Raw genomic sequence first — 25,144 nt, 5'->3', positions numbered from 1 at the left:
GCCGGTCGCATGACCGAATCTCCCGAAGCGGCGCAGATCCTGCGTCGCGCTGCCTGGGCCCTCCGGGCGCAATTCTTCGTCGCCGGCGCCCTCTTCGCCACCTGGGGCGTGCACGTTCCCAGCATCAAGGACCACTACGGCCTCGGCGAGCAGGCGCTCGCCATCGCCATGCTGGCCAGCGGCGCAGGCTCCGTGTTCGCGCTGCTGCAGGCCGGCCGCGTGCTGGCCCACCGCTCGCCCAGGAAGATCGCGCCCGCGCTGGTGCTGGCGTGCGTGGCGGCCATCGGCAACCTGCTGACCACGTCGAGCTACGCCGTGCTGCTGGCGCTGATGCTGGCCTATGGCGTGGCCGCGGCCCTCTTCGACGTCGCCATCAACGACGAGGCGACGGCACTCGAACTGGCGACGGGGCGCCACCTCATGAGCGGCTTCCACGGCATGTTCAGCCTCGGTGGGCTGGCGGGAGCGGGCACGTGGAGCCTGCTGGCCATTGCGGGCGTGCTGCCCGTCGCGCACCTCGCGGGCGCTTCGGTGGCGCTCGGCGTGCTGTCGCTGGCAGCGAGCCGCTGCATGCTGCGCCAGGAGCGGCACGGCCACGCGGAGGGCGGGCACCTCAGCTTGCCGCGCGGATCGTTGGCGCTGCTCGGGCTGATGGCCGCCATCGGCCTCGTCGGCGAAGGCGCCATGTACGACTGGAGCGTGCTGTACATGCGGCAGGAACTCGCGGCGCCCGCGGCCAGCGCGAGCCTCGCCTATGCCAGCTTCAGCCTGGCGATGGCGGCCGGCCGCTTCGCCGGCGACGCCGTGCGCGCCCGCATGGCACCGGTCCCGCTGCTGCGCTGGAGTGGACTGCTCGGCGCCATCGGCATGACGCTGGCCCTCGTCGCGGGGCAGCCCTGGGCGGCACTGGCAGGCTTCGCCCTCGTGGGGCTCGGCTTCGCGAACATGGTGCCGGTGCTCTTCAGCGCCGCGGGCCGCACGCCGGGCGTGACACCGGCCCACGCCATCGCCGCCGTGTCGTCGGTCGGCTACTTCGGGATGATGGTGGGCCCGCCGCTGATCGGCTTCATCGCGCAGGCGCGCTCGCTGAAGGCAGGCCTCGTCGTGGTGATCGTGTTCTCGCTCGTCGTCGGCCTGCTGGCGCGGCGAGCCCTGCGCGCGGCCGCGTGACTCAGCGCCGCAACTGCATCAGCACGGCCCACGGCCGCCGGCCGAGGTGCTCGCGGCACTCCTGCCCGCTGCGCACGCAGTCGGCGGCCGGCGCGGCGCCGGCGAAGTAAGCGGCACCCAGCACCTTGTCCGCATTCAGCGTCATGCGCGACAAGGTCACCGACTGCACGACGTTGCCGCCGATGGTCTCCAGCTTCGCGTCCCCGCCTGCGTCGGCGCGCACGACGAGTTCGCAGTGCATCGGGAAAGGTTCGCTGCCCATGCGCGTCGATAGCGCGGCGGCAAGCGCCCGGTAGCTCGCGACGCCGGCGGTGCTCGCGCGCGTGGCGCACAGCATGTCGCCCGCGCGCGGCGGCGTCGTGGCGACGTCGCAGGCGCGGTAGGCGTAGCGCACCTCGCTGCCCGCGGCCTCCGCGGCGGACGCCTGGAACGAAGCCTGCACGTAGTCGACGTGGCTGTCCGAGAAGACGAACTCCTCGGCCCCGAAGCCCGCCGTCTTCATCACGTAGCTGAGGAACGCGGCGGACCAGGGCGTATCGATGATGGCGGCGCGCAGCAACGCCTCGCGCACGGCGAGATCGGCCCTGCTGCCGATCGTTGCGGCACCCCCCGCGGCTTCCGTGCGCTCCACCCAGCCCTGGCTCGTCAACACGCGCGGCGGCTCCGATGCATCCAGCGCCTGCCAGAACGCGGCGACCCGCTGCCACACGCCGGTGGGGTCGCCCGGTGCCCGGCCCCACTCCGCCTCGTGCTGCCCCACGCGGAACATGCCGCCGTTGCGCTCGATGGTCTGGCCGCCGAACAGTTCGTGCTGGCGCAGTGCTTCGGCGATGGCCAGGTGGATGCGCGGGTCTCCCGGCGCGCGCTTCGCCGTGGCCGAACAGGCGGCGTCGCGGGCGGCGGCGGTTCCCGGCGGAAGGGCGGCGCAGGCGCAGAGCAGCGCGGCAGCGAGGGTGGCGAACAGGGAGCGCTTCATGGGGCCCGATTCTGCGCATCCTCTTCCTTCCCGGGGCGACGCGCGGCCGCCGCTGCGTGCTGCCCGGCACCGCCGCCCGCGGCGAATCCCGCAGAATGCCTGCAATGCACCGGCTGCCCATGAAGCCCATCCGCACGCTCGCCCTGGCTACGCTCGTTGTCCTTGCCGGCCTCGGTGCCTGGCACCAGCTGGGAAGAATCGGCTCGACGACCGAACAGAAGGTCGACACGCTCGACCCCGCGCAGGTGCAGCTGATTCGCACGCCGGGCGGCTTCCTGCAGGTCAGCGAGATGGCGAAGGTGGAGGAGTTCGCGTGGCGCACCACCTGGGACTGCCCGGTCGTGGACTGCAGCAGCCTGCCGCGCACCGTGTCGAAGATCCGCGCCCGCGCGCATTACGTGTACCGGATTCCGCTGGCCGCGCAATGGCGGCTGGAACCGGAGGGCGACCACTACAAGCTGTCCGTGCCGCCGCTGCAGCTGCAGCGGCCCGTGGCCTTCGACACCGCCGGCATGGAGATCCTCACGACGGAGCAGAGCGTGTTCTCGCCGGCCGCGGCACCGAACCGCGAGAACGCGTTGCGCCACCTCGGCCCCGAGCTGGCGAGCCGTGGCGCGACGCCGCCCTACCTCGACGCGCAGCAACGCACCGCGGAACAGACCGTGCGCGAGTTCGCGCGCAAGTGGATGGTGGAACAGGGCAAACGGGCGGAGCGGCCGATCCGCGTGGTGTTCGACGCGCCGAATCCGCTGTGATTCCCCGCGTCGTCCTTGCGGGCTCGACCCGCAATCCATAGGGCGCTTCTTCCGGCGCCTCATGGATCCCGGGTCGAGCCCGGGATGACATGTTTACAGCCTCTGCGTTCAAGACATCGCCGGCCGCGACGCGAAGAATCCGCGCCATGACCACCTTCTCCCTCCGCATCCGTCCCCACGTGCAGGCCGAACTCGTCACCGCGCGCGAGGCCGAAGCCCGCGGCGACCTGGACGCCGCCTTCCTCCACCTCGAACGCGCCCACGTCCTGGGACAGGCCGCGACCCGCGAACACGTGCGCGTGCACTGGCACATGTTGCGCTTCGCCTGGCATCACCGCCGCCCGGGCGAGGCGCTCGGCCAGGCGTGGCGCATTGCCGCGGCCGCGGTGTTCACGGGCTTCGGCCTCGTCCCTGCCGGCAATACCGGCGGTGCCGACGTGAGCGGGTTCCGCCGCATGGAGATGGCGGACGACCTGCGCCGCGTCATCGAGGCGGCGAGGGCCTGAAGGCGGCATGCCACGCGTGGCGTACGGCGGCAGCCGTCGCGGCGGCTGCGAGCAGCATCGCCGCGAGGTGGACACCCACCGCCGCGAGCGCCAGCCACAAGGAGCCGGACGCGGTGATCTCCCGCCCCGGCATGCCGCCCCCGCACAGCGGCACGAGCGCGGGAACGAGGATCCAGCCGATGCCATGCGCGGTGGCGACGATGAAGGACCAGAGCCCCACGGCAGCATGTGCCTCGGCGGCGCGCCGGCGGCCGCGCAGGTGGCGCACCGCCATCCAGAGCAGCAGCGCCGCGGCGGCGCCCTGCAGCAGCAGCGGCTGGAACTCCCACTGCCACTGCAAGGCGAGCGGCACCGCCGCCGCGACGAGAGCGACCGAGGCGAGCTGCCCCGCCGCAAGTGCAAGCAGCGCCTGCATCGCCCTGGCGCGGCCGCCCCATGCAAGGAGCGCCCACCCGGCCGCCGGGTTCATCCCGTGCAGCGCGCCCGCCGCGGCGACGGCGAGCCAGGGCCAGAGGCTTTGCATCGTCATCCTCGCGCCGTGCGGTGAAGCTCAGGCCTCGCAGTGCTGGCACGCGGCCGCCGCCGCCTTCTCCGGCGCAGGCTCGAACGCGTGCTCCGGCGCATAGCGGTCGTGGTGCCGCACCCACTCCATCTTGTAGAACACGTCGCGCTCGTTGCGGCCTTGCGGCGTGAGGTCCATGAGGACGTACGCGCCCATCATCGCCTCCACGCCGCGACCGAAGGTGGAGTACGCGTGGAAGACTGCGCCGGCGTCGTCCTTGCAGAACACGCTGATGCCGGGTGCTTCCTCCGCGGGGAAGTAGCCCTTGCGGTAGTTGTAGGCCACTTCGCCGCTGGCCAGTTCCTCCGGCGTGAAGCTCACGCCGAAATCGAAGTTGAAGTCGCTGCCGTGCGACGACACCCAGTCGAACTTCCAGCCCATGCGCTCGCGGAAGCGCAGGAGGTCCGCAAGCGGCGCGCGCGAGACGGCGACGAAGGAAATGTCGCGGTGCGCGAGGTGGATCGTCATGCCGTCGACGTGGTCGGCCATGTACGAGCAGCTGGGGCAGCCCTGCTCCCAGCCGGGGCCGAACATGAAATGCTGCACCAGCAGCTGGCGGCGGCCGCCGAAGAGGTCCGCCAGCGTGCGCCTGCCTTGCGGCGCGTCGAAGGCGTAGTCCTTCGCGACGCGGCGCCAGGGCAGCGCGCGGCGTTCGGCCGCGACCTCGTCGCGCAGGCGCGTGAGTTCCTTTTCGCGGGCCAGCAGCTTCAGGCGCTGCTCGGTCCAGTGCGCGTCGCTGGCGACGGGATGCGTGGCGGTGGTCATGGCTTGCTCCTTGGCTCGACGAGCCGGTTGATGAAGGCATGCGGCGGCCCGACCCGGGGCAGGCCGCGAACGGGAAAGTCGGAAATGGCTACTTGCGGTTCGGCTTCGGGCGGCGCACCGCACGCACCTTGCCGCTGCCGCCGCCTCCGCAGTACAGGAGGTCGGCGCCGTCGGACTCGAGGCCGCTCACCATCGTGCCGGCGGGCATCTGCAGGCGATCGAGCACCTCGCCGCTTTGCGCGTCCACGCGGCGCAGGTCGCTCTCGTCGCCCTCCCAGGTGCCGTGCCAGAGCTCGCCGTCCACCCACGTCACGCCGGTGACGAAGCGGTTCGACTCGATGGTGCGTTGCACGGCACCCGTGGCGGGGTCGATGCGCTGGATCCTGCGCCCGCGGTAGTTGCCCACCCACAGGCTGCCTTCGGCCCACGTGAGCCCCGAGTCGCCACCCGCACCGGGCGCGGGGATGGACGCCAGCACCTCGCCCGTGGCGGGATCGATCTTGTCGATGCGCGACTCGGCGATCTGCCAGAGGTGCTTGCCGTCGAACGCGGTGCCGGCATCGCATGCGCGCTGCAGCGTGCGCTGCACCTCGCCGCTGGCGGGATCGATGGCCAGGAGCTTCTCGCCGGTCGCGGCCCAGACGCGGGTGCCGTCGTAGCTCACGCCGTGCACTGCGCTCCCGCCGGGGAACGGGCCGTACTCGCGCACGATCTCGGCGGGGCGCGCTGCCGTGCTCGCCTGCGGGGTGGAGGTGCTCATCGCGTCGTCCTTTCTGCCGCGCCGGCGTTCGGCGCGTTGGGAAGGACTCTACGCACCTGGCAGCGCGCCGGGGAGTAACAAGATTGTCGTGAAATCGACCAGCGGGGGCGCCAGCCACCGCCGCGCCCTCGCCTGCCCGATGGAGCGCACCCGGCCCTCCGCCTCCAGCTCCGAGAGGGCGCGCTGCACGGTGCGCTGGCTCGCGTCCAGCGCGAGCGCCAGGGCGGAGGTGGACCAGGCGGCGCCATCGGCGAGCAGCGCCAGCAGGGAGGCTTGCTCGCCGGCTATCGGCGGCGCCAGTACGACGAGCTCGCGCGCGCCGCGCGGGCGTAGCGCGAAACCGCGCGGCGTGGCCTCGATCGCCGCCATGTCCTTCACCAGCGCACGCAGGCGGCCGATCTCCACCCGCAGGCGCGCGCGATGCGTCTCGTCGGGGTGGCGCGTGCGGAAGGCCGTGGCGATGAGGGCCTCGCGGTCCACGTCATGCGGCCACGCCTGCGCGAGTGCACGTGCCAGCGCGAAGAGGATGGGACGGCGCGCCAGGAGCACCCAGGCGCCGGCGGACGCCAGGCCGCGCCGGCATGCGTCCAGGACCAACGTGCCTTCCGCGAGCAGGGCCTCCACGTCCTCCAGCCGCAGGGGCTGCGCGCCGGCTTGCGTGATGCGCTGGGCCACCGGACGCGCCAGCGCCGTGCGTGCCTCCGCGACTTCCGCGATCAGCGCAGGAATACCCGCGCGGTACGCCGCCTGGTCCGAGCGCGCCAGGGCAGCGCGTGCCGCAGCGGAGTGCAGCGAGCGCAAGGCGAGTTCGGCGGCCGCGAGTTCGGCAATCGCGCCGAGCGCCGGCGGCAGCCGTGGCACGTCCACCTCCTGCAGCGTGGACGCAGCCTCCTGCAGCCGTCCCAGCAACAGCGAGCGACGCACCGCCAGCAGCCGGGCATGCTGCGCATTGGCATGGTCGCCGTGCCTCTCGAGCGTGGCCGACGCGGCGAGCAGTGCCCGCGAGGTGCCTTCCAGCTCGCGCATGGCGAGCTGGACCTCCGCTTCCGCCAGCACGCAACGCGCCCGCGCGACCTCCTCGCGCGGGCCGAACGTGCGCGCGGCGCGCCGCAGCAGGTCTCGCGCCGTCGCATGCTCACCCAGCTGCGCCATCGCGATGCCCCGCAGCGCCAGCGCCGGTGGGTCGTCGCGCAGCGCCACGCGCTTGAGCGCGCCGAGGGCGTCACCCGTGGCGAGGGCCCGTGCGGAGGCGGCGATGAGGGCGTCCATGCAGCAAGCCTACCGCGGGCCCGCCGGCGTCACAGGAGCGGCTCGGGGGTGCGGTCGTCGCCGGCGCGATCGCCGTAGCCGATGGTGACGAAGGTGGGCATGCGGGGCTCCCGTGGCGACGCCGATTGTGCTGGCTGCTGGCGGGATTGCGGCATGCGTCGCAGAATCGGCTCCCCACGTCCTGCGGGAGACTGCGCATGAGCCCATCCGTTGCAGACCTCCAGGCCTTTGCCGACGCCTGGAACCGGCACGACATCGAGGCGCTGATGCGCTTCATGACCGACGACTGCGTGTTCGAGGCGTCGGCAGGCCCCGACGTCTGCGGGACGCGGTACGCCGGCGCCGAAGCCGTGCGGGCCGGCTTCAGCGAAGTGTGGAAGACCTTCCCGGACGCCCAGTGGCGCTCGCCGCGGCACTTCGTGGCGGGAGACCGCGGCGTGTCGGAGTGGACGTTCACGGGGACACGCGCCGACGGGAGCCGGGTCGAAGTGAACGGGTGCGACCTGTTCACCTTCCGCGACGGCAGGATCGCGGTGAAGAATTCGTACCGGAAGAACCGGCCGGCCTTGTGATCCGGTGGCCTGAACGCCCGGTGTCCGCTGCGCGTGGACGAGCAGGCGGGGCGGGCCTGCGGCTTGCGCTCAGTCAGGCACGAAGCGCGAGCTGAACTTCGCCGCGTCCTCCTCCAGTTCGAAAGTCACCAGCTGTCCGTTCTTCCCGTCCTCGAGGCGGTGCGCGGCGAACAGCGTCCAGCGGCCCTGCGGGTCATAGCTGGGCGGGTCGACGAGGGCATACGGATGCGGCACGAAGACCTGGTGCAGGAAGACCTCGCGATGGCGGTTGCGCGGCGAGGGGTACAGCTTGTAGAGCTCGGTGGTGATGGTGGTGCCGGCCATGCGGAACTATAGGCGCGAGTGCGCCACGCGCCCATTGCGGACATGCGATGCCAGAATCCGCCCAGACCGAAGGGGAACGTCGTGGAGCACAAACGGCAGGAACTCGCGTCCGCCAAGCGCAAGGCCGGTTTGCTGCTCGCGGCGGCGGCTTTCATCTTCGCGGCCACCATGCTGGTGCCGCCCAACCCGTGGGTGCTCGCCATCCGCGCGATCGCCGAGGCGGCCATGGTGGGCGGGCTCGCGGACTGGTTCGCGGTGAGCGCCCTCTTCCGGCGCATTCCCACCGGCATCCCCTTCATCACGGCGCATACGGACGTGATCGCGCGCAGCAAGGACCGCATCGCGGACAACCTCTCGCTGTTCGTCAAGGAGGAGTTCCTCGCGCCGGACACGCTCGTGGGACTGATGCGCGCGCACGATCCCTCCCGGTACGTCGCGCAGTGGCTGACCGACCCGGCCAACGCGCAGCGGGTCGGCTCCTACCTGGCGCGCGCCACGGAGGGCGTGTTGCACCTCGTGGAGGACGCCCGCATCGAGCAGCTGGTGCGCGATGCCGTGCGCGAGGTGTTCCAGCGCGCGGACCTGACCGGCTCGCTGCGGGGCCTGCTCGAGAGCCTGACCAGCGACGGCCGCCACGGCCAGCTGCTGGACCAGGCGGTGGAACGGGCCCTGCGCGTGGTGGAGCGCGCGGAAACGCGCGAATGGATCGCGGCGCAGGTGATCGACTGGCTCGCGCAGGAGCACCCGCGCAAGCAGAAGCTGCTGCCGAAGCAGTGGATCGCGCAGAACGTGGCGGCCGCCCTGGCGGACGCCGTCGCGCGCCGGCTGGAGAGCATCCGGGCGAACCCGGCACACGCGTACCGGCAGCTCTTCGACGAGTGGATGCACGACTTCGTGCTGCGGCTGCAATCCGACCCGGTCCTGCACGCGCGCGGCGAGGAGATCAAGCAGTACCTGCTGAACGACGAGACGTTCGGCACCTACGTCGGCACGCTCTGGAAATCCCTCAAGGCTTCGCTGGCGGAGGACCTGCGCAAGCCGGATTCGATGATCCACCAGGGTGCCGCTGCCGGCGCCAGGTGGCTCGGGGAGCAGCTCACGCAGGACGCGGAGTTGCGGCAGTCCCTGCGGTCGCAGCTCGAGGAAGCCGCGCGCCGGCTCGCGCCGGAGTTCGCGGACTTCCTCACGCGCCACGTGCGCGACACCGTCCGCGCGTGGGACGGACGCGAGATGGCCGACCAGATCGAGCTGAACATCGGCAAGGACCTGCAGGCCATCCGCGTGAACGGCACGATCGTGGGCGGCGCGATCGGGCTCCTGCTGCACCTGCTCACGTACGTGGCAGGTGCGGCCTGAGAGGTTCGGGCTTCGCCCCGTGCTGCCCGACGCGTCCGGCCACGGCACGCACCTCGCCAGGCGCAGCCCGCCAGATCGCGAAAGTCGACACCACGGTGCAGCCGATCGCGACCCAGAACGCGAGCGTGTAGTTGCCCGTCGTGTCGTGCACGAACCCCATGAACCACGGGCCCGCGGCACCGCCTGCCAGCGCGCTGAGCATCAGGGTGCCGAAGATCGGCCCGTAGTGCCTGCCCTCGAAGATCTCGACGGGGATGGCGCCGACGACGGACGTCATGCCGTAGCCGAGCAGCCCCTGCGCGATCACCATCGCGTACAGCAGCGGAGCGCCGGGATATGCCGGCAATGCGAGCAGCGCGAGATAGGTGAGGCAGAAACCCAGGTTGCCGATCGCCCACACGATCTCGCGCCCGATCCGGTCGGAGAGCCAGCCCAGCGCGATCTGCCCGGGGACGCCGGCGAGGCTCACGGCGCCGAGCGCCCAGGCCGCCTCCTGCGGGCCGAAGCCCGTCTCCACCAGGTACTTGGTCTGGTGCACCTGCACCGCGTACCAGGCGAAGAGCGCGGTGAAGTACGCGACCGCGATCCACCAGAAGCGGGCGGTGCGCATCGCGCGCGCGAGCGTCCAGTCGATGGCAGCCCACGCCGTGTCGACGACGTTCACGCGGCGCGCTTGTGCGGCGGCGGCGGTATCGGGGTCTCCGTCCGGGGCCAGGCCGATCTCCTCCGGCCGCTTGCGCAGCAGCAGGTTCAGCGGCACCAGCACCACGAGCACCGTCACGCCCAGCAGCGTGCACCCTGCGCGCCACCCATGCCGCTCGACGAAGGCCTGCAGCGCGGGGAGCATCACGATCGAGCCGAAGCCCACGCCGGCGAAGGCGACGCTGATCGCAAGCCCCCGCCGGCGCACGAACCAGTTGGGCAGGAACAAGGCTTGCCCCGTGTAGCCGGTGAACGTCGTGCCCGCGCCCACCAGCATGCCCAGCGTGACGTAGACGTGCCAGGGCTGGCCGGCGAACGTGGCGAGCAGCAGGCCGGCGGCGGTGGCGGCGATGCCGACCTCCATCACGAACCGGGGCCCGTGGCGGTCCATCAGCCGGCCGAGCAGCGGGCTCAGCACCGCGGAGACGAGGAAACCGAAGGAGAACGCGCCGGCGGTCACGCCGCGCTCCCAGCCGAACTCGTCGAGGATCGGCGGGAAGAGCAGCGAGAAGGCCGTGCGCGCGTTGACGCTGATCGCCATCGTCACGAAGACGACGCCGACGACGATCCACCCGTAGAAGAACGGCAGGCGTTGTGCGAGCTTTGCGATCAAGGGGGGCCTCCCTCGCGCCATTGTGCCGGTACCGGGAGCTCCCGCCATAATGGGCCCTCCGCCTCCAACGCCCCACCGATGACGCCCCTCCCAGGAGTCCCCGCCAGGTTCTTCACCTTCCGCGCGGAGTGTCCGATCGAGGTGCTGGCGTTGACGCAGATGCTGGGTCTCGCGTGCGACGTGCCGGACGAGATCGACGTGCACCCCGGCCCGCCGGACCCGGTGACCGGCGTCATCGACGTGGAGCTGTGCGTACCCGGGACCATCACGCGCGAGGTCCTGCTCGCGTCGATGCAGACGGTCCCCGACTCGCATCTCATGCAGCAGACCTTGCGCGAACTGGTGCCGGCGGCGAGCCCGCTGGAGCCGGACGGCCCGCAGCCTGCCGGGACGCCGGGCGACCCGCCCTCCTCCAACGCGATGTAACACCGCTTTACAGCACCAGGCACTCCACCTATGAATGAGCCCGGGAGCCGCCATCCCGGACGACTCCACTTCGGAGGAGGCAAGCCTCATGTGCCATCTGTGCGATCAAGGAAATCCGCAGGATCATTCCGCTTCCCCGGGCTCGTCGCGACGCCATTTCCTGAAGTCCGGGGCGATGGGGACCGCTGCCCTGGCGGCGGGACTGGGCCTGTTCACCGGGCGCGCTGCCGCGGGTCCGGACGACGACGATCCTCCCGGCGACAGCGGCCGCCAGGGTCGGCGCTACGTCATCAAGGGCGGGCACGTCATGTCCATGGACCCGAACGTGGGTGACTTCGTCCAGGCCGACGTGCTGGTGGATGGCAAGAAGATCCTCGCCGTCGGACCGCACCTGCCCTCGTACGGCACGCCGATCGACGCGCGCGGCAAGATCGTGATGCCGGGGTTCGTGGACACGCACCACCACCAGTTCGAGACCGCGCTGCGCAGCTTCCTCGCCGACGGCCTGCTGTTCAACGACGGCAAGCCGCACGGCGCCATCAACTACTTCGAGTACATCCTCGGCAAGTTCGCGCCGGTGTACCGGCCGCAGGACGTCTACATCAACGAGTTGTTCGGCGCGCTGAGCCAGATCGACGCCGGCGTCACGACGGTGCACGACATCTCGCAGATCCACCACTCGCGGCAGCACTCCGATGCGGCGGTCAAGGCCCTGGCCGACTCCGGTCGCCGCAGCGTGTTCGGCTACTTCGAGAGCGCGGGCAACGTCCCCGGCAACCAGTATCCGGCGGACGCGGCCCGCCTCAAGGCGCAGTACTTCAGCTCCGACGACCAGCTGCTGTCCATGACCATGGGCGGCGAGATCTACCTTCCGGGTTTCGAGGCGGCCTGGACGCTCGGGCGCCAGCTCGGGCTGCAGGTGGTGGCGCACATCGTCGGCAGCTTCGGCATGGGGCCGACCTTCGATGCGCTCGCCGCGGCCAACAAGTTCGGCCCCGACAACCTGTTCATCCACATGACGGGCATGTCGGACATGAGCTGGCAGAAGGTGAAGGACGCCGGCGCCGGCGTCTCGCTCGCCGTTCCGATCGAGATGAACATGCGGCACGGCATGCCGCCCATCCTCAAGACGCTGTCCATGGGCATCCAGCCTTCGCTGAGCGTGGACGTGGAATGCACGCTGACGGCGGACATGTTCACCCAGATGCGCAGCGCCATGGCCTTGCAGCGGGCCTTCGTGAACCAGATGGCGCTGGAGCAGAGCAACCATCCGGGCCTGCCCGAACTCCTGACCACGCGCGACGTGCTGCGCTTCGCCACGATGGAGGGCGCGCGCGACCTGCGGCTGGCGCACAAGACCGGCTCGCTCACGCCGGGCAAGGAGGCCGACATCATCATCCTCGATGCCGAGGCGATCAACGTGGCGCCGCTCAATGTCGTGCCGGGCGCGGTGGTGTCGCTGATGGAGCGGTCCAACGTCGAAACGGTGATCGTCGCGGGCAAGGTGCGCAAGTGGAAGGGCAAGCTGCTCGACGTGGACCTGCGCCGCCTGCGCCGCGAGCTGGAATCCTCGCGCGACTACCTGTTCCACGCGGCCGGCATCCCGCAGAACCTGTTCCGTCCCAACTGACGAAGGAGCGCCCCATGATCAAGCTGAACGTCCTCTATCCCGGTGCGCCCGGCGCGCGGTTCGACCACGCCTACTACCGCGACAAGCACATGCCGATGGTGGCCAGCCGGCTGGGCGGCGCCTGCCTGTACTACACGATCGACAAGGGGCTGGCGGGCGGCGCGCCGGGAGCGCCCTCCCCTTACCTGGGGGCATGCAGCATTGCCTGCGAATCCGTCGACGGCCTGCAGAAGGCGCTCGGGCAGCACGGGAAGGAAATCATGGCGGACATCGTGAACTACACGGACGTCCAGCCGGTGATGTGGATCAGCGAGGTGGTGGTGGAGAAGAGCTGAGCTGCTCTTCCCGCATCTTCCGGATGCCGCCGGCATAACCGCCGCCCGTGACGGCACCGCCGATGTCTTCCGACACGAGCTGCAGGTGCTCGATGCGGGCCCTGTTCTGGTGGAAGTAGGACCAGTTGGCCAAGGTGGCCCGCACGCCCCCGCCGAAGTGCTGCACTTCGTGGAACGGGATGCGTTCCTGCCGGTCGTGCACGTAGGCGTTGGAGTTGCGGTAGTGCTCGAACAGCGCAGCGTGAATCGCGGGGAAGCGGAACACCGCATTGCCGGCTGCGTCCAGTCCGGCCGGTGGCGACCCCGGCACGTAGCCGCGGCCGCCGTACCGCGCCGTCATCTCCGCGTCGCGCAGGATGTCCGCGGGAACGGTCACGGTCACCTCGGTCTCGCAGCGCACGTACTTGGGCATGGTGCAGTGGAGGATCGTCGGCATGCCTTTCGACGGCTTCCACGGGAAATGGGCCTCGGTGCAAAGGCGCTGCGGCGTGATGCCGACGACCTCGGGCGCGCGGAAAGGCCGCACGGCGAACTGCATGGCGGCGAGGCGGTCGGCGGGCGCGGGGCCCGCCGCCGGCTTCATGTCGTCGCGCAGGTCACGCTCCACGCGTTGGAGCAGCCGCGCCAGGTCCTCGGGGCGGCAGCGCGGATCCTCCGCTTCCGCGAGCCAGGCGCGGGCACGGCTCACGAAGGTGTAGCGCTCGTAGGCGAGCTTGCCGCCGAAGTAGAGGGGCACGGCGAGGAGGACCAGCGCGAGGAGCTTGAACATGGCGGGCGGGTTGGGGCGATGGTGCGAGCTTAGTCGAGCCGTGTCGGCACGCCGTACCATGCAGCCAAGGAGCATTGCATGGAAGCACCCACGCCGCCCGATGCCTCGCAACACCCGGTGCGCGGCTGCCTGGAGCGACAGTTCGCCGTCGCCTGGCAACTCACGGGCTACCACCTCGAGGGACTCACCACGGCCGAATGCCTCTGGCGCCCGGCTGCCCGGGGCCTTCACGTGCACCGCGACGCGCAGGGCCACTGGCAGGCGGACTGGCCGACGACCGAGGACTACACGCTGGGTCCTTCGAGCATCGGCTGGCTCACGTGGCACCTGGGATTCTGGTGGTCCATGGCGCTCGACCACAATTTCGGCGGCGGGACGCTCACGCGCGAGGCCATTGCCTGGCCGGGCGAAGCCGACCAGGTCCGCGCCTGGATCTCGGGACTGCAGCAACGGTGGGCCGCGGCCCTGCACGACACCACGGACGAAGAGCTCGCTTCGCCGGTGCGCGTGCGGTGGCCGTTCCAGCAGCGCCCCCTGGCGGATCTGTTCGCATGGGCGAATACCGAACTCGCGAAGAACGCGGCGGAGATCGGCTACGCACGGTTCCTGCACGCGGCGTCCGCTCCTGCCGGCGAATGACGGTCGCTTCCGGCCCGCAACGGGCCGGGCGGGCGCGTCAGTCCGGCTTCGGCTCCGCCGCCGCCGACACCGGCGGCGCGAAGACCACGCCGTACTCCGGCGCGATCTCGGTCACGCGCTTCGGGCTCGCGATGTTGTGGATGCGCCGGTACAGCGCGGGCAACTCGCCTGCCGGTTCCGCCCAGAAGATCGCCTGCACCACCTTGCCGCTGTTGTTGAAGAAGGCGTGCGGCTTCCCCTTCGGCAGGTGGCCGATCTCCCCGGCGCGCACCGTGCCGCGGCGGCCGTCGATGATGACGTCGATGTCGCCGTCCAGCGGGCTCAGGTACTCGTCCTGCCCGGGGTGCGTGTGCGGCGGCACGAAGGTTTCTTCCGGGAAGGTCGCGTGCCAGACGAACTGGCGCTCGTCGTACTGCTTGGGGGTGTAGACCTGGCCCATGATGTTCCAGGTCACGCCGTCGATGCCGGCGGGGTCGTGCTCGCAATCGGGCAGCCGCGGTTGCTTGCTCATGCTCCTGTCCCTTCCTGTGCGTGGGCGAGATACGGCTCGCGCGTGAGCCGGTCCAGTGTTTCCTTCACCAGCGGGTTGTGGCTCGCGTAGCGCGGCTTGAACAGCTTGCGCTGCGCCACGAGGTCCGCCTCGTCGGCATAGCCGATGAGGATGCCGTTCTCGGAGATGCGTGCCTGCACCTCGGTGCTCTCGATCAGTTCGTCGGAGACCGTCACGCGCTGGCGCGGCCGGCGTGCCCACTGGAACAAGGCCTCGTGCAGGCGCCGGCGCTGGTCGACGTGCTCGGGCGCTTCGGACGCTCCCAGATCATGGAGTTCCTGCGGATCGGACTGCAGGTCGAACAGCATCGGCCGGTAGCCTTCGCAGAGCACGTACTTCCAGCGCCCGTCGAAGGCCATGCGCATCCACGACTCGATCGGCGGCTGCTGCAGTTCGATGCGCGCGTCCTGGAAGGAATAGTCGCATTCGCACACGGCGATGTCGCGCCATTGCGCCGGCGGCTTGCCGAACAGCCACGGCCGCAGCGAGCGCCCGTCCATCACGTGCGGCACGGGGTTGCCGCCGTGGACGTCGAGGAAGGTCGGCGCAAGGTCCACCGCCTCCACCAGCGCCTGGCAACGCGTGCCGCGCGTGGCATCCGCGCGCGGATCCGGGTCGCAGATGATGAGCGGCGTGCGGATCACCGGCTGGTGGAACAGCTCCTTGTCCCCCAGCCAGTGGTCGCCCAGGAAGTCGCCATGGTCCGCGCAGAACACGATCATGGTGTTCTCCAGGAGGCCGCGCTCCTGCATGAAGGCGAAGAGGCGCCCCATCTCGTCGTCGATCTGCTTGACGAGGGCCATGTAGCCGACCATCACCGCGTCGCGGATGCCGGGCTGCGCGAAGGTGCGCGACACGCGGTGGTGCGTCATCGCGGCATACACGGGATGCGGGTCGCGCAGCTCCTCGTCCGAGCGCACCACGGGCAGCGCGTCCTCTGGCGTGTACATGCCGGCGTAAGGGGCCGGCGCCGCGTAAGGCCAGTGCGGCTTGATGAACGAGAGGTGGCAGAGCCACGGCTGGTCGCCCGCCTCGCGCATGAAGTCCATCGCGCGGCCGGTCGTGTAGGCGGTCTCGGAGTGCTCCGCCGGGATGCGCGCCGGCAGGTTGCTGTACCTGAGGTACCAGCCGGACCGGAATGTGCCGTCCTTGTCGACGACGGTGTTGGCCCACTCTTCCCACAGGTTGTCGCCCTGGAAGCCGTGCTCTCGCAGGTAGCGGTGGTAGCTGGGGTCCGGGTCGTGGCCGGAATACGGATGGATGCCGTCGTCGCGCTCGTAGGGATCGAACCCGCACTCGGCGATGCGCACGCCCACCTGGGAATCGGGATCGATGCCCAGGCGCGACATGCCGGAAGCGTCCCCACGCATGTGCGTCTTGCCGACCAGCACGGACCGCACGCCCAGCGGCCGCAGGTGGTCGCCGATGGTCATCTCGCCCGCCTTGAGCGGCACGAAATTCCAGCTCACGCCGTGCGAGTGCATGTAGCGGCCGGTGTAGTAGCTCATGCGGGAGGGCCCGCAGACGGGCGACTGCACGTAGGCGTTGTCGAAGATCACGCCGCGGGCGGCCAGCGCGTCGATGTGCGGCGTGTGCAGCTTCGGGTGGCCGTAGCAGGAGAGGTGGTCAGCGCGCAGCTGGTCACACATGATGAAGAGGATGTTCCTGGTGCGTCGGCTCATGGCTTGTCTCGTCTCGTGCGGCGATGAAGGGCATCCTAGGAGCGGGGCGCCGCCAGGGCCAGTGCCATTTTTGGAATCCCATTACCGCCGGTTATCGCAAGGCGGCCCCCCGGTGGAGAATGCAGGGATGGACCTGCAACACGCGTACGTGGAAGGGCAGATGCGCCCGCACTTCCCCGCGCTGCTGGCGCGCTTCCAGGCGGAGAGCGACGAGGCCGCGGCTTCGCCGGGTACGGCGCTGGACCTGCCGTACGGTCCGCACCCGCGGCAGCGGTTCGACCACTTTCCGGCCATCGCGCCCGCCTGCGGCACCCTGCTGTACCTGCACGCCGGCTACTGGCAATCGCGGGACAAGTCGCAGTTCCGCTTCGTGGCGCCTGGGCTGCAGCGGCGCGGCTTCCATGTGGTGCTGGTGAACTATCCGCTCTGTCCGGAGGTGTCCCTGCCGGACCTCGTGCAGGCGGTCCGGCCCTGCGTGCGCGCGGTGCGCGAGCACCTCGGGAACGACCGGCTTCCGCTGGTGGTCGCGGGACACTCGGCCGGCGCGCACCTCGCGGTGGAACTCGCGCTGGCCGGCGATGCCCGCATCGATGGCGTGCTCGGGATCAGCGGTGTCTACGACCCGCAGCCGCTGCTCGCGACCACGTTAAACGCGAAGCTGAACCTCGATGCGCGCACGGCCGCTGCCTGCGACGTGACGGCGCGGGTCCGCGACGGTCGCATCCCGGGCTTGTGGGTGGTGGGCGGCGACGAGACCGGCGCCTTCCTCGCGCAGAACGCCCGCATGCACGCTGCGTGGAGTGCCACCGGCCACTGGAGCCGCGAGCTGGTCGTGCCGCAGGCGGACCACTTCACGGTGCTGGATGCATGGGTTGACGGGACTGGCGGCTGGGACGATGCCTTCGCCGCCTGGCAACCCCTTGTAGGGTGGCGCGCCAGCGGCAGGTGAGCGCAGCGAACCCCACCGAGCGGCCGTGACGCGCGCCCTTCGGTGGGGTTCGCTTCGCTCACCTTCCCGGCATTCGCCGGCCACCCTACAAATTCACCGTCAAGCGATTGGGACGGGCCTAATCCGCCCGCTGCGCCAGCCGCGCCTCGTGCACGAACGCTTCCAGCAGCCGCTGCGCATGCAGCGTCAACGGCGCATCGGACCGCGTGAAGAGATGGATCGTCGTCGGCGGCAGCGGGTCCTCGATGGCGACCGCGGCCAGGCCGATGCGCGGCCCATGGCTGTCGAAGAAGCGCTTGGGCACGAGGGCCAGCATGTCGACGGTCGGGAGCATCGCGAGCAAGGTGGAGAACGACTCGCACTCCAGGGACACGCGCGGCGGCGCCAGCCCCTTCTCCTCGAAGCCGAGGTGGATCGGGTCGCCCGGACCCTGCCGCGGCCCGGTGAGGATCCAGGCGGCCTGCTGCAGGTCCTGCAGCCGGCGCGCCCGCGCGAGCGGATGGCCGCGCCGCGCGACGATCACCGAGGCGCTCTGCACCAGCGGCTGCGCCTGCAGGTCGCGGGCGATGCCCGCCGCCGGCATCGGGCCGAGCGCCATGTCCAGTTCGGCGGAACGCAGTTGCTGCAACGCCTTGGGATACAGCGCGTCCACCAGCCGCACCATCACGTTCGGCCAGCGCGCCTGGAAGCGGGAGAGCGCCGGCGGCGCGAGCAGCAGGCCCGCCGCCGGCGACACCCCGACCGTCACCGTGCCGCGCGTGTTCTGCGTGTGCCAGGCGACTTCCTCGCGCGCGCGATCGAGCTCGCGCACCACCGTGGCCGCCCGCACCGCGAGCAGTTCGCCCGCCGGGGCGAGGCGCACCCCCTTGGGCGTGCGCAGGACGAGCGTGGCCCCGAACTCCTCCTCGAGCTGCTTGAGCGACTTGGTGAGGGCGGGCTGCGTGACGTTGAGGGTCTCCGCCGCCGCGCGCAGGCTTCCCGTCTCCGCGAGGGTGAGGAGCAGGTGCAGGTGTTGAAGGCGCATGTGCGGAGCTCCGGCCGGCCGATAACCCATGGTAATCGACATCAACATTGGCCATTGGCTGCACCGCGGGCCGGCCACTAGCATGGCCTCCACACCGGGACCACCCCGGGGCCAGACTGGAGCGAGACATGATCACCCGTCGACACTTCCTGGGCGCCAGCGCCGCACTCCCCGTGCTGGCCGGCGCCCCGGCCTTCGCCCAGCCGGGCTTTCCGGACAAGCCGGTGAAGATCATCGTGCCGCTGCCGCCGGGGAGCCCGCCCGACGTGCTGGCGCGCGTGGCCGGCGAGGGGCTGGGCAAGCTCTGGAAGCAGCCCGTGATCGTGGAGAACCGGCCGGGTGCCACCGGCATGATCGGCATGCAGGCGGTGGCGCGCGCCGCGCCGGACGGGCACACCGTCGGTGTCCTGTTCCTCACGCACACCGTGCTGCCCTCGCTGATGGGGCCGCTGCCCTACGACACGAGCCGCGACCTCGCGCCCATCGGCAACCTCGTCTGGCTGTACAACGTGCTGGTCGTCCCGGCTGCCTCGCCCGTGCAGACGCTGCAGCAGCTGCTGGAAGGCGCGCGCAAGCAGCCGGAGGCGCTGACCTATGCGTCAGGCGGCAACGGCTCGCCGGCGCACCTGCTCGCCGAGACTTTCTGCCAGGCCTCGGGCGCGCGCATGCGGCACGTGCCGTTCCGCGGCCCGTCCGAGGCCGTGACGGCGCTCATGGGCCAGCAGGTCACGGCGATGTTCGCGACGGCCTCCGTCGCGACGACGCTGGTGGAGTCCGGCAAGCTGCGGGCGCTGGCCGTCACCAGCCCCGAGCGCATGGCTGCCCTGCCCTCCGTGCCGACGCTCGCCGAAGCCGGCATGCAGGGGATGGAACTGCGCGAGTGGGAGGGCATGGTCGCACCCGCAGGCACGCCCAAGGCGATCGTCGAGCAATGGAACCGCGACCTGTTCCGCGTGATGGGCTCGGCGGACGTCCGCGCCCGCCTTGCGCAGATCGGCATGACAGTGGCCGCGCCGAACAGCAGCGAGGAGTTCGATGCCCTCGTGCGCAGGGAACTGGAGCATTGGGGCCACTTCGTGAAGACGAAGGGCCTGCGGCCGGCTTAGGGCGCTCGCCCTCGATCAGACGATCCCCGACGGGCAAGCCGCCGCCCTGCCCTCGCTCCATTGCTTCAGCGAGTTCCAGGTGGAAGTCCCGAACGACGTGCTGGCCCCGTAATAGGTCAGCTTCGTCGTCGTGGCATCGATCCGTTCCAGGTCGAGGGCGACGACGTAGTACCCGCCCTCCGGCTGCTTCTGGACGGCGCCGCTCATCGTGCGCTGCACCGTGACCTCGGCGCGGTTCCGGTCGATGGCCCGCACGCTGGACTGCCACTTCTCCTTGAACATGCCCACCGCCGCACCTTCGGTACGCGACCAGGCCACGTTGTAGTCGAAGCATTCGGACAGCTTGGGCCGCAGCAGCCGGACGGTTTCGTCGAGCGAACGCTTCGCCACGTGGGTGTCGGTCAGGCTGAGCGAGGCCCCGCTGCGCACCGCTTCCTGGAACTCCGGACGGGTCTGCGGCATTTGCGCGCATCCGGCGAGGACGGCGACGCAGGCGAGCGCGATGGCGGACTTGGTCATGGCTTGTCTTCCCTTCTTCGTTTTGCGAGGGAATTACAGGGGATCGCCCCGCCGCTCCGCCCCTGCCGGCACGCCACCACGACGGGCGGCTCCCCAGGTCGCGCCGAACGGCCGCGCGGTGAGGTGCGGCCGCTACAGAAGCGACCCGCTGGCACACAATGGGGCCGCCAACACCCAGGAGGCCCCCATGTCCAACCACGTCTACAAGAGCCTGGAGCTCACCGGCTCGTCGCCCGCGGGCATCGAAGACGCCGTGAACAACGCGATCGCCAAGGCCAGCGAGACGGTGCGCAACCTGCAGTGGTTCGAGGTCATCGAGACGCGCGGGCACATCCAGGACGGCAAGGTCGCCCACTGGCAGGTCACCCTGAAAGTGGGCTTCACGCTGGAATAGGCAGGCGCGCGCGCCTGCCCTCCGCTCAGTGGCCCGACGCGCCCGCCGCGCCGAGGCCGGTCTCCGAGCGCACCTGCTGCGCCGGGAACAGGCCGCGCTCCTTCGCTGCCTGCGCGCTGCGGTCCAGCAGCGAGAACAGCCAGATGCCGGCGAAGCCGATCGCCATGGAGAACAGCGCGGGCGAGGTGTAGGGGAACCAGGCGCTGCCCTTCGGGTTGCCGAGCGTCACTTCCCACACGGACGGCGACACGACGGTCAGTGCGACCGAGGACACGAGGCCGAGGAAGCCGCCGATCACGGCCCCCTTGGTCGTGCAGTCCTTCCACAGCACCGACATGAACAGCACGGGGAAGTTGGCCGACGCGGCGATCGCGAAGGCCAGCGACACCATGAAGGCGATGTTCTGCTTCTCGAAGGCGATGCCCAGCACCACGGCGACGACGCCGAGCGCGAGCGTGGTCATGCGCGAGACCTTCAGCTCCTTGGCGCTGTCGGCCTTGCCCTTCTTGAACACGGTGGCGTACAGGTCGTGCGACACCGCCGAAGCCCCCGACAGCGTCAGGCCCGCCACCACCGCGAGGATGGTGGCGAAGGCCACGGCGGAGATGAAGCCGAAGAACACGTCGCCGCCCACGCTCTTGGCGACCAGCACGGCCGCCATGTTCGCCGTGCCCGCGCCGCCCTTGATGACGCCCTTGGACACGTCGGCGAACTCGGGGTTGGTGAGCACCAGCGCGATGGCGCCGAAGCCGATGATGAAGATCAGCACGTAGAAGTAGCCGATCCACGTCGTCGCCCAGAACACGGACTTGCGCGCTTCCTTGGCGTCCGGCACCGTGAAGAAGCGCATCAGGATGTGCGGCAGTCCCGCCGTGCCGAACATCAGCGCCATGCCGAAGCTGATGGCGGAGATCGGGTCCTTCACGAAGCCGCCCGGCTGCATGATGGAAAGGCCTGCCTGGCCCGCCTCTTCCGCGGACTTGCCCGCGTTCTGCGCGAGCGCGGTCTTCACCTGTACGCCCTTGGCGAACAGCGCCTCCGGGCTGAAGCCGTACTGCGCCAGCACCATGAACGCCATGAAGCTCACGCCGGCCAGCAGCAGGATCGCCTTGATGATCTGCACCCAGGTCGTCGCCGTCATGCCGCCGAACAGTACGTAGACCATCATCAGCCCGCCGACCAGCACCACGGCGATCCAGTAGTCCAGGCCGAACAGCAGCTTGATCAGCTGTCCCGCGCCGACCATCTGCGCGATCAGGTAGAACGCCACCACCACCAGCGTGCCCGACGCGGCGAAGGCGCGGATCGGCGTCTGCTTGAAGCGGTAGCCGGCGACGTCCGCGAACGTGAACTTGCCGAGGTTGCGCAGCCGCTCCGCCATCAGGAAGGTGATGACGGGCCAGCCCACGAGGAAGCCGATCGAGTAGATCAGGCCGTCGTAGCCCGTGGCCATCACGGCCGCGGAGATGCCGAGGAAGGACGCGGCGGACATGTAGTCGCCCGCGATCGCGAGGCCGTTCTGGAAGCCGGTGATGCCGCCGCCGGCGGTGTAGAAGTCCGCGGCGGAGCGCGTGCGCGCCGCGGCCCACTTGGTGATCCACAGCGTCAGCAGCACGAAGGCCGCGAACATCGAGATGGCCGTCCAGTTGGTGGCCTGCTTGGCGGCCTGGCCAGGCCCGTCGCCGGCGGCGAGCACCGCGAAAGGCGCCAGCAGCACGGCGCCGGCGCAGAGGGGGCGGACGATGCGCTTCATTGCTTCACTTCCTCTTCCAGGATGGCGCGGGTGAGCGCGTCGAACTCCGCGTTGGCGCGGCGCACGTACAGGCCGGTGATGACGACCGTGAACACGATGACGCCCATGCCGATCGGCACGCCGAGCGTCGTCACGCCCGCGCCTATCGGTTGCGACAGGAAGGGCTTGTTGAACGCGATCAGCGCGATGTACCCGTAGTACACGACCAGCATCGCCAGGCACAGCGCCCAGCCGAAGCCGTTGCGCTTGCGGCGCAGCTCCTGGTACTTCGGATTGGCGCGGATGCGCGCGGTGACGGCGTCGAGCTGCTGCGGCGTGTCCGCCGTCGTGCGCGCGCCGGGCCTGTGGGCGATGGCTGCATCGGTCACGGGTTGTCCCCTCGGTTGCGAAAGGGGGCCAGTGTCTGGAGCGAGTCTGACCGGTCTCTGACGCGGGCGCACGACTGACGCCAAACTGACCGCGCACCATCGCTTGATGCAGCGCAAGTCGCGACGCGCACGCGGCGCCATCATCGGTCGCCGTGCCTGCGTCCTTCGACTTCTCCGTCTCGCCGTTCGACTGCCTCTCGCTCGAGGAGCAGCGGCTGGTGCGCGACCACGTCGACGTGGGCTACTGGCGCGAAGGCGCGACGCTGCTCGCGCCCGGCGAGGAGCCCGCGCACCTGTTCGTGGTGATCAAGGGCGCGGTGCACCAGTTCGACGGCGACGAGCGCGTGGCCACGTACGGGCCGGACGACTGCTTCGACGGCCGCGCGTTCGTGACCGGCCGCGCGAGCAGCCGCTTCGTCGCGCACGAGGAAGTGCTGGCGCATCTCGTCGCGCGCGATGCCGTGCGCGAGCTGGTGGCCCGCAACGCCACGTTCGCCGCGCTCCTGTTCGCCGACCTGTCGCAGAAGCTCGCCGCGCTCGCCGAACGCTCGCACGCGCAGGAGCGGCAATCGCTGTCGGTGGGGCGCGTCGAGGAAGCCTTCCTGCGCCCCGCGCACGTGGTGGATGCGGACGACGACATCGTGTCGGTGGTGCGCGTGTTCCAGTCCCGGCGCACCGGCAACGTGCTGGTGCACGATGCGCGCAGCGACCCGCCGCGTACCGGCGTGTTCACCACCACCGGGCTGCAGCGCGCGGTGCTGGAGGGAACGCCGCTGGCGCAGCTGCCGGTGCGGGCGTTCGCGAGCTTCGACCTGGTGACGGTGCGTCCGCAGGACGCGCTGGTGGATGCGCTCGCGCTGATGATCCGCCACCAGGTGCAGCGCGTCGTGGTGGTGGACGGCGAGCGTGTCACCGGCTTCCTGGAGCACCTCGACCTGCTCGGCTTCCTGTCGAATCCGTCTTCGCTGATCTCGATGCAGGTCGCGCAGGCGGAAGACGTCGCCGCCCTGGCCCGCTGCGCCGCGCAAGTCACGCGCCTGATCGCGCTGCTGTGGCGCGGCGGCGCGAAGCCGGGTGCCATCGCCCGGCTGGTGGGCGAGCTGAACGCCAAGCTGTTCGAGCGCGCCTGGCGGCTGGTCGCGCCCGCCGACCTGGTGGCCAACAGCTGCCTCTTCGTGATGGGCAGCGAGGGGCGTGGCGAACAGCTGCTGAAGACCGACCAGGACAACGGCCTCGTGCTGCGCGACGGCTACGAGCCCCCGCACGACCTGGAGGCGACCTGCCGCCGCTTTTCCGAAGCGCTGGCCGCCTTCGGCTATCCCGAGTGTCCGGGAGGGATCATGGTGAGCAACCCGCAGTGGCGCCAGCCCGCGCGCGCGTTCGGCGAGACGGTGCGCCGGTGGCTGCTGATGCCCGACGCGGAGAGCCTGATGGCGCTGGCGATCTTCCTCGACGCGCAGCCGGTCTGCGGCGACGCGTCGCTGCTCGCCCAGGTGCGCGGCGAAGTCGACCGGCTGCTCGCCGACGACGACGTGCTCATCGCGCGCTTCGCCGCGGCCATCGATGCCTTCGAGCACGAAAGCGGCTGGTGGGTGCGGCTGCTCGGGCTGGGCGAGAGCGACGATGCGATCGACCTGAAGAAGGCCGGGATCTTTCCGCTCGTGCACGGCGTGCGCAGCATGGCGCTCGAAGCGCGGCTGGCATGCACCGGCACCGTGGAACGCATCCACGCGCTCTGCGAGATGGGGCGCTTGCCCCGGGAGCTTGGCGCCGAACTGGTCGACAGCCTGCACTTCCTGATGGGATTGAAGCTGCAGGCGGGGCTGGACGCGCTGGCCGCGGGTGGCGGGAGCACCGGCAACGGCCGCGTCGTGCATCTCACCTCCCTCTCCAGCCTGCAGCGCGGGCTGCTGAAGGACGCGCTCGCCGCGGTGAAGCGCTTCCAGGCCCTGCTGCGGCACCGCTACCGCCTGGACATGCTGTGACGGGCCTGTCTCCCCTGCACGGACTGCGCGCGCTGAAGCGCGCCTGGCTGCTGTACCACCTGGGCGACCCGCGCTTCCGCTTCATGTGGGATCCGCCGCCGCCCGGCGAGTGGGTCGCGCTCGACTGCGAGACGACGGGGCTCAACGTGCACCGCGACGAGATCGTGTCGGTCGGGGCCGTGCGCATCGCCGGCGACCGCATCCTCACCAGCCAGCGGCTGGAACTCCTGGTGCGGCCCGGCAAGCGCCGCGTCTCGGAAAGCAGCGTGCGCGTGCACGGCCTGCGCGAGCGCGACGTGATGGCGGGCGTGGACCCGGACGAGGCCATGATGGCGCTGATGCGCTTCATCGGCAGCCGTCCGCTGGTGGGCTACTACCTGGAATTCGACGTGGCCATGATCGACCGCGCGATCTTCCCGCTGCTCGGCGTCGGCCTGCCCCAGCCGAAGATCGAGGTCTCCTCCATGTTCTACGACTGGAAGCGCCGCCAGCTGCCGCCGTACGAGGAAGCCGCGCAGATCGACCTGCGCTTCGCCACGATCCTGCGGGAGCTGGACCTGCCGATGGAGGATGCGCACGACGCCTTGGGCGACGCGGTGATGGCGGCGATGGCGTTCGTGAAATTGCGGCACCTGACGGGTCCCGCTACGGTCGAGCATGCAATCCTGTAGAGTGACAGCGTCCA

General features: G+C 70.5%; 29 protein-coding genes. 14 read left to right on the top strand and 15 right to left on the bottom strand.

What is annotated here, in order from left to right; all coding sequences use genetic code 11:
* Positions 1 to 9: 9 nt before the first annotated feature.
* Positions 10 to 1,170: an MFS transporter gene (locus tag H8N03_RS01110; RefSeq protein WP_187074276.1), complete on the top strand. Its 1,161-nt coding sequence runs from the start codon at positions 10 to 12 to the stop codon at positions 1,168 to 1,170.
* 1 nt (position 1,171) lies between these two features.
* Here the strand turns inward: H8N03_RS01110 and H8N03_RS01105 are convergent, their stop codons facing one another.
* Entirely contained in the window at positions 1,172 to 2,146 is a 975-nt protein-coding gene (locus H8N03_RS01105) for a DUF2272 domain-containing protein (protein ID WP_187074275.1), read from the bottom strand.
* A 104-nt stretch (positions 2,147 to 2,250) separates the two neighbouring features.
* On the opposite strand from H8N03_RS01105, the gene H8N03_RS01100 reads away from it, so the two are divergent.
* Positions 2,251 to 2,901, top strand: coding sequence for a hypothetical protein (locus tag H8N03_RS01100; protein ID WP_187074274.1), 651 nt, complete (start codon positions 2,251 to 2,253; stop codon positions 2,899 to 2,901).
* A 146-nt stretch (positions 2,902 to 3,047) separates the two neighbouring features.
* Positions 3,048 to 3,407, top strand: a complete 360-nt coding sequence (locus H8N03_RS01095; protein WP_187074273.1) for a DUF3703 domain-containing protein — start codon at positions 3,048 to 3,050, stop codon at positions 3,405 to 3,407.
* On the opposite strand, the gene H8N03_RS01090 is transcribed toward H8N03_RS01095, so the two are convergent.
* From H8N03_RS01090 to H8N03_RS26125, 5 genes are all read right to left on the bottom strand, one after another.
* On the bottom strand, positions 3,385 to 3,930 hold the full coding sequence (locus tag H8N03_RS01090) for a hypothetical protein (protein WP_187074272.1): 546 nt from the start codon (positions 3,928 to 3,930) through the stop codon (positions 3,385 to 3,387). The two genes, H8N03_RS01095 and H8N03_RS01090, sit on opposite strands and share 23 nt — an antisense overlap.
* 27 nt (positions 3,931 to 3,957) lie before the next feature.
* Complete coding sequence (locus H8N03_RS01085; RefSeq protein WP_187074271.1) at positions 3,958 to 4,734, bottom strand: DUF899 domain-containing protein; 777 nt, start codon at positions 4,732 to 4,734, stop codon at positions 3,958 to 3,960.
* 88 nt (positions 4,735 to 4,822) lie between these two features.
* The gene (locus H8N03_RS01080; protein WP_187074270.1) at positions 4,823 to 5,494 is read right to left on the bottom strand and encodes a Vgb family protein; all 672 of its coding nucleotides are present in this window, start codon (positions 5,492 to 5,494) and stop codon (positions 4,823 to 4,825) included.
* A 48-nt stretch (positions 5,495 to 5,542) separates the two neighbouring features.
* Positions 5,543 to 6,763 (bottom strand): helix-turn-helix domain-containing protein, encoded by a 1,221-nt coding sequence (locus tag H8N03_RS01075; protein WP_187074269.1) that lies wholly within the window; start codon positions 6,761 to 6,763, stop codon positions 5,543 to 5,545.
* A 29-nt stretch (positions 6,764 to 6,792) separates the two neighbouring features.
* The gene (locus tag H8N03_RS26125) at positions 6,793 to 6,918 is read right to left on the bottom strand and encodes a hypothetical protein (RefSeq protein WP_255428006.1); all 126 of its coding nucleotides are present in this window, start codon (positions 6,916 to 6,918) and stop codon (positions 6,793 to 6,795) included.
* A gap of 42 nt (positions 6,919 to 6,960) precedes the next feature.
* On the opposite strand from H8N03_RS26125, the gene H8N03_RS01070 reads away from it, so the two are divergent.
* Positions 6,961 to 7,335, top strand: a complete 375-nt coding sequence (locus tag H8N03_RS01070) for a nuclear transport factor 2 family protein (protein ID WP_187074268.1) — start codon at positions 6,961 to 6,963, stop codon at positions 7,333 to 7,335.
* Between the two features lie 69 nt (positions 7,336 to 7,404).
* Here H8N03_RS01070 and H8N03_RS01065 read toward each other — a convergent pair whose 3' ends face one another.
* Positions 7,405 to 7,659 (bottom strand): hypothetical protein, encoded by a 255-nt coding sequence (locus H8N03_RS01065; RefSeq protein WP_187074267.1) that lies wholly within the window; start codon positions 7,657 to 7,659, stop codon positions 7,405 to 7,407.
* Positions 7,660 to 7,740: 81 nt separating this feature from the next.
* Between H8N03_RS01065 and H8N03_RS01060 the strand changes: the two genes are divergently transcribed.
* Positions 7,741 to 9,015, top strand: coding sequence for a DUF445 domain-containing protein (locus H8N03_RS01060; protein ID WP_354005057.1), 1,275 nt, complete (start codon positions 7,741 to 7,743; stop codon positions 9,013 to 9,015).
* Here H8N03_RS01060 and H8N03_RS01055 read toward each other — a convergent pair.
* Positions 8,990 to 10,330, bottom strand: coding sequence for an MFS transporter (locus H8N03_RS01055; protein WP_222622787.1), 1,341 nt, complete (start codon positions 10,328 to 10,330; stop codon positions 8,990 to 8,992). The two genes, H8N03_RS01060 and H8N03_RS01055, sit on opposite strands and share 26 nt — an antisense overlap.
* Positions 10,331 to 10,408: 78 nt before the next feature.
* Here H8N03_RS01055 and H8N03_RS01050 point away from each other — a divergent pair, with 78 nt between their 5' ends.
* The 3 genes from H8N03_RS01050 (at position 10,409) to H8N03_RS01040 (ending at position 12,721) form a co-directional block, all read left to right on the top strand.
* Positions 10,409 to 10,756, top strand: a complete 348-nt coding sequence (locus H8N03_RS01050) for a hypothetical protein (RefSeq protein ID WP_187074264.1) — start codon at positions 10,409 to 10,411, stop codon at positions 10,754 to 10,756.
* A gap of 175 nt (positions 10,757 to 10,931) precedes the next feature.
* On the top strand, positions 10,932 to 12,386 hold the full coding sequence (locus H8N03_RS01045; protein ID WP_222622786.1) for an amidohydrolase family protein: 1,455 nt from the start codon (positions 10,932 to 10,934) through the stop codon (positions 12,384 to 12,386).
* A gap of 14 nt (positions 12,387 to 12,400) precedes the next feature.
* Positions 12,401 to 12,721: an EthD family reductase gene (locus tag H8N03_RS01040; protein ID WP_187074262.1), complete on the top strand. Its 321-nt coding sequence runs from the start codon at positions 12,401 to 12,403 to the stop codon at positions 12,719 to 12,721.
* Here H8N03_RS01040 and H8N03_RS01035 read toward each other — a convergent pair.
* A complete protein-coding gene (locus H8N03_RS01035) occupies positions 12,693 to 13,490 on the bottom strand; it encodes a hypothetical protein (protein WP_187074261.1) in 798 nt (265 codons plus the stop codon). The two genes, H8N03_RS01040 and H8N03_RS01035, sit on opposite strands and share 29 nt — an antisense overlap.
* Positions 13,491 to 13,568: 78 nt before the next feature.
* Between H8N03_RS01035 and H8N03_RS01030 the strand changes: the two genes are divergently transcribed.
* Positions 13,569 to 14,129, top strand: a complete 561-nt coding sequence (locus H8N03_RS01030; RefSeq protein WP_187074260.1) for a DinB family protein — start codon at positions 13,569 to 13,571, stop codon at positions 14,127 to 14,129.
* Positions 14,130 to 14,166: 37 nt separating this feature from the next.
* Here the strand turns inward: H8N03_RS01030 and H8N03_RS01025 are convergent, their stop codons facing one another.
* Both H8N03_RS01025 and H8N03_RS01020 read right to left on the bottom strand, forming a co-directional pair.
* On the bottom strand, positions 14,167 to 14,640 hold the full coding sequence (locus H8N03_RS01025) for a cupin domain-containing protein (RefSeq protein WP_187074259.1): 474 nt from the start codon (positions 14,638 to 14,640) through the stop codon (positions 14,167 to 14,169).
* The gene (locus H8N03_RS01020; protein ID WP_187074258.1) at positions 14,637 to 16,361 is read right to left on the bottom strand and encodes a sulfatase-like hydrolase/transferase; all 1,725 of its coding nucleotides are present in this window, start codon (positions 16,359 to 16,361) and stop codon (positions 14,637 to 14,639) included. The genes H8N03_RS01025 and H8N03_RS01020 overlap by 4 nt, the downstream gene beginning before the upstream one ends.
* Positions 16,362 to 16,488: 127 nt before the next feature.
* On the opposite strand from H8N03_RS01020, the gene H8N03_RS01015 reads away from it, so the two are divergent.
* Positions 16,489 to 17,310, top strand: a complete 822-nt coding sequence (locus H8N03_RS01015; protein ID WP_187074257.1) for an alpha/beta hydrolase — start codon at positions 16,489 to 16,491, stop codon at positions 17,308 to 17,310.
* A gap of 118 nt (positions 17,311 to 17,428) precedes the next feature.
* Here the strand turns inward: H8N03_RS01015 and H8N03_RS01010 are convergent, their stop codons facing one another.
* Entirely contained in the window at positions 17,429 to 18,334 is a 906-nt protein-coding gene (locus H8N03_RS01010) for a LysR family transcriptional regulator (RefSeq protein WP_187074256.1), read from the bottom strand.
* A 128-nt stretch (positions 18,335 to 18,462) separates the two neighbouring features.
* Between H8N03_RS01010 and H8N03_RS01005 the strand changes: the two genes are divergently transcribed.
* On the top strand, positions 18,463 to 19,440 hold the full coding sequence (locus tag H8N03_RS01005) for a Bug family tripartite tricarboxylate transporter substrate binding protein (protein ID WP_187074255.1): 978 nt from the start codon (positions 18,463 to 18,465) through the stop codon (positions 19,438 to 19,440).
* Between the two features lie 15 nt (positions 19,441 to 19,455).
* Here the strand turns inward: H8N03_RS01005 and H8N03_RS01000 are convergent, their stop codons facing one another.
* On the bottom strand, positions 19,456 to 19,959 hold the full coding sequence (locus H8N03_RS01000) for a hypothetical protein (RefSeq protein ID WP_187074254.1): 504 nt from the start codon (positions 19,957 to 19,959) through the stop codon (positions 19,456 to 19,458).
* 187 nt (positions 19,960 to 20,146) lie between these two features.
* On the opposite strand from H8N03_RS01000, the gene H8N03_RS00995 reads away from it, so the two are divergent.
* Complete coding sequence (locus H8N03_RS00995) at positions 20,147 to 20,353, top strand: dodecin (RefSeq protein WP_187074253.1); 207 nt, start codon at positions 20,147 to 20,149, stop codon at positions 20,351 to 20,353.
* 25 nt (positions 20,354 to 20,378) lie between these two features.
* On the opposite strand, the gene H8N03_RS00990 is transcribed toward H8N03_RS00995, so the two are convergent.
* Both H8N03_RS00990 and H8N03_RS26120 read right to left on the bottom strand, forming a co-directional pair.
* On the bottom strand, positions 20,379 to 22,106 hold the full coding sequence (locus tag H8N03_RS00990) for a cation acetate symporter (RefSeq protein WP_187074252.1): 1,728 nt from the start codon (positions 22,104 to 22,106) through the stop codon (positions 20,379 to 20,381).
* Complete coding sequence (locus H8N03_RS26120; protein WP_354005080.1) at positions 22,103 to 22,390, bottom strand: DUF485 domain-containing protein; 288 nt, start codon at positions 22,388 to 22,390, stop codon at positions 22,103 to 22,105. The genes H8N03_RS00990 and H8N03_RS26120 overlap by 4 nt, the downstream gene beginning before the upstream one ends.
* 236 nt (positions 22,391 to 22,626) lie before the next feature.
* Here H8N03_RS26120 and H8N03_RS00980 point away from each other — a divergent pair, with 236 nt between their 5' ends.
* Both H8N03_RS00980 and H8N03_RS00975 read left to right on the top strand, forming a co-directional pair.
* On the top strand, positions 22,627 to 24,459 hold the full coding sequence (locus tag H8N03_RS00980; RefSeq protein ID WP_187074251.1) for a DUF294 nucleotidyltransferase-like domain-containing protein: 1,833 nt from the start codon (positions 22,627 to 22,629) through the stop codon (positions 24,457 to 24,459).
* Positions 24,456 to 25,130, top strand: coding sequence for a 3'-5' exonuclease (locus tag H8N03_RS00975; RefSeq protein ID WP_187074250.1), 675 nt, complete (start codon positions 24,456 to 24,458; stop codon positions 25,128 to 25,130). The genes H8N03_RS00980 and H8N03_RS00975 overlap by 4 nt, the downstream gene beginning before the upstream one ends.
* Positions 25,131 to 25,144 lie beyond the last annotated feature (14 nt).

Source organism: Ramlibacter cellulosilyticus (assembly GCF_014297465.1).
GTDB classification, from domain to species: Bacteria; Pseudomonadota; Gammaproteobacteria; order Burkholderiales; family Burkholderiaceae_C; genus Ramlibacter; species Ramlibacter cellulosilyticus.
The sequence above is the reverse complement of the archived record's forward strand: the minus strand, read 5'-3'. Positions and strand labels throughout refer to the sequence as shown.

Bases quoted from the DNA above. Each gene is read 5' to 3' on its own strand.
- H8N03_RS01110 (WP_187074276.1), top strand. From the start codon at position 10: ATGACCGAATCTCCCGAAGCGGCGCAGATCCTGCGTCGCGCTGCCTGG.
- H8N03_RS01105 (WP_187074275.1), bottom strand. From the start codon at position 2,146: ATGAAGCGCTCCCTGTTCGCCACCCTCGCTGCCGCGCTGCTCTGCGCC.
- H8N03_RS01100 (WP_187074274.1), top strand. From the start codon at position 2,251: ATGCACCGGCTGCCCATGAAGCCCATCCGCACGCTCGCCCTGGCTACG.
- H8N03_RS01095 (WP_187074273.1), top strand. From the start codon at position 3,048: ATGACCACCTTCTCCCTCCGCATCCGTCCCCACGTGCAGGCCGAACTC.
- H8N03_RS01090 (WP_187074272.1), bottom strand. From the start codon at position 3,930: ATGCAAAGCCTCTGGCCCTGGCTCGCCGTCGCCGCGGCGGGCGCGCTG.
- H8N03_RS01085 (WP_187074271.1), bottom strand. From the start codon at position 4,734: ATGACCACCGCCACGCATCCCGTCGCCAGCGACGCGCACTGGACCGAG.
- H8N03_RS01080 (WP_187074270.1), bottom strand. From the start codon at position 5,494: ATGAGCACCTCCACCCCGCAGGCGAGCACGGCAGCGCGCCCCGCCGAG.
- H8N03_RS01075 (WP_187074269.1), bottom strand. From the start codon at position 6,763: ATGGACGCCCTCATCGCCGCCTCCGCACGGGCCCTCGCCACGGGTGAC.
- H8N03_RS26125 (WP_255428006.1), bottom strand. From the start codon at position 6,918: ATGCCGCAATCCCGCCAGCAGCCAGCACAATCGGCGTCGCCACGGGAG.
- H8N03_RS01070 (WP_187074268.1), top strand. From the start codon at position 6,961: ATGAGCCCATCCGTTGCAGACCTCCAGGCCTTTGCCGACGCCTGGAAC.
- H8N03_RS01065 (WP_187074267.1), bottom strand. From the start codon at position 7,659: ATGGCCGGCACCACCATCACCACCGAGCTCTACAAGCTGTACCCCTCG.
- H8N03_RS01050 (WP_187074264.1), top strand. From the start codon at position 10,409: ATGACGCCCCTCCCAGGAGTCCCCGCCAGGTTCTTCACCTTCCGCGCG.
- H8N03_RS01045 (WP_222622786.1), top strand. From the start codon at position 10,932: ATGGGGACCGCTGCCCTGGCGGCGGGACTGGGCCTGTTCACCGGGCGC.
- H8N03_RS01040 (WP_187074262.1), top strand. From the start codon at position 12,401: ATGATCAAGCTGAACGTCCTCTATCCCGGTGCGCCCGGCGCGCGGTTC.
- H8N03_RS01035 (WP_187074261.1), bottom strand. From the start codon at position 13,490: ATGTTCAAGCTCCTCGCGCTGGTCCTCCTCGCCGTGCCCCTCTACTTC.
- H8N03_RS01030 (WP_187074260.1), top strand. From the start codon at position 13,569: ATGGAAGCACCCACGCCGCCCGATGCCTCGCAACACCCGGTGCGCGGC.
- H8N03_RS01025 (WP_187074259.1), bottom strand. From the start codon at position 14,640: ATGAGCAAGCAACCGCGGCTGCCCGATTGCGAGCACGACCCCGCCGGC.
- H8N03_RS01020 (WP_187074258.1), bottom strand. From the start codon at position 16,361: ATGAGCCGACGCACCAGGAACATCCTCTTCATCATGTGTGACCAGCTG.
- H8N03_RS01015 (WP_187074257.1), top strand. From the start codon at position 16,489: ATGGACCTGCAACACGCGTACGTGGAAGGGCAGATGCGCCCGCACTTC.
- H8N03_RS01010 (WP_187074256.1), bottom strand. From the start codon at position 18,334: ATGCGCCTTCAACACCTGCACCTGCTCCTCACCCTCGCGGAGACGGGA.
- H8N03_RS01005 (WP_187074255.1), top strand. From the start codon at position 18,463: ATGATCACCCGTCGACACTTCCTGGGCGCCAGCGCCGCACTCCCCGTG.
- H8N03_RS01000 (WP_187074254.1), bottom strand. From the start codon at position 19,959: ATGACCAAGTCCGCCATCGCGCTCGCCTGCGTCGCCGTCCTCGCCGGA.
- H8N03_RS00995 (WP_187074253.1), top strand. From the start codon at position 20,147: ATGTCCAACCACGTCTACAAGAGCCTGGAGCTCACCGGCTCGTCGCCC.
- H8N03_RS00990 (WP_187074252.1), bottom strand. From the start codon at position 22,106: ATGAAGCGCATCGTCCGCCCCCTCTGCGCCGGCGCCGTGCTGCTGGCG.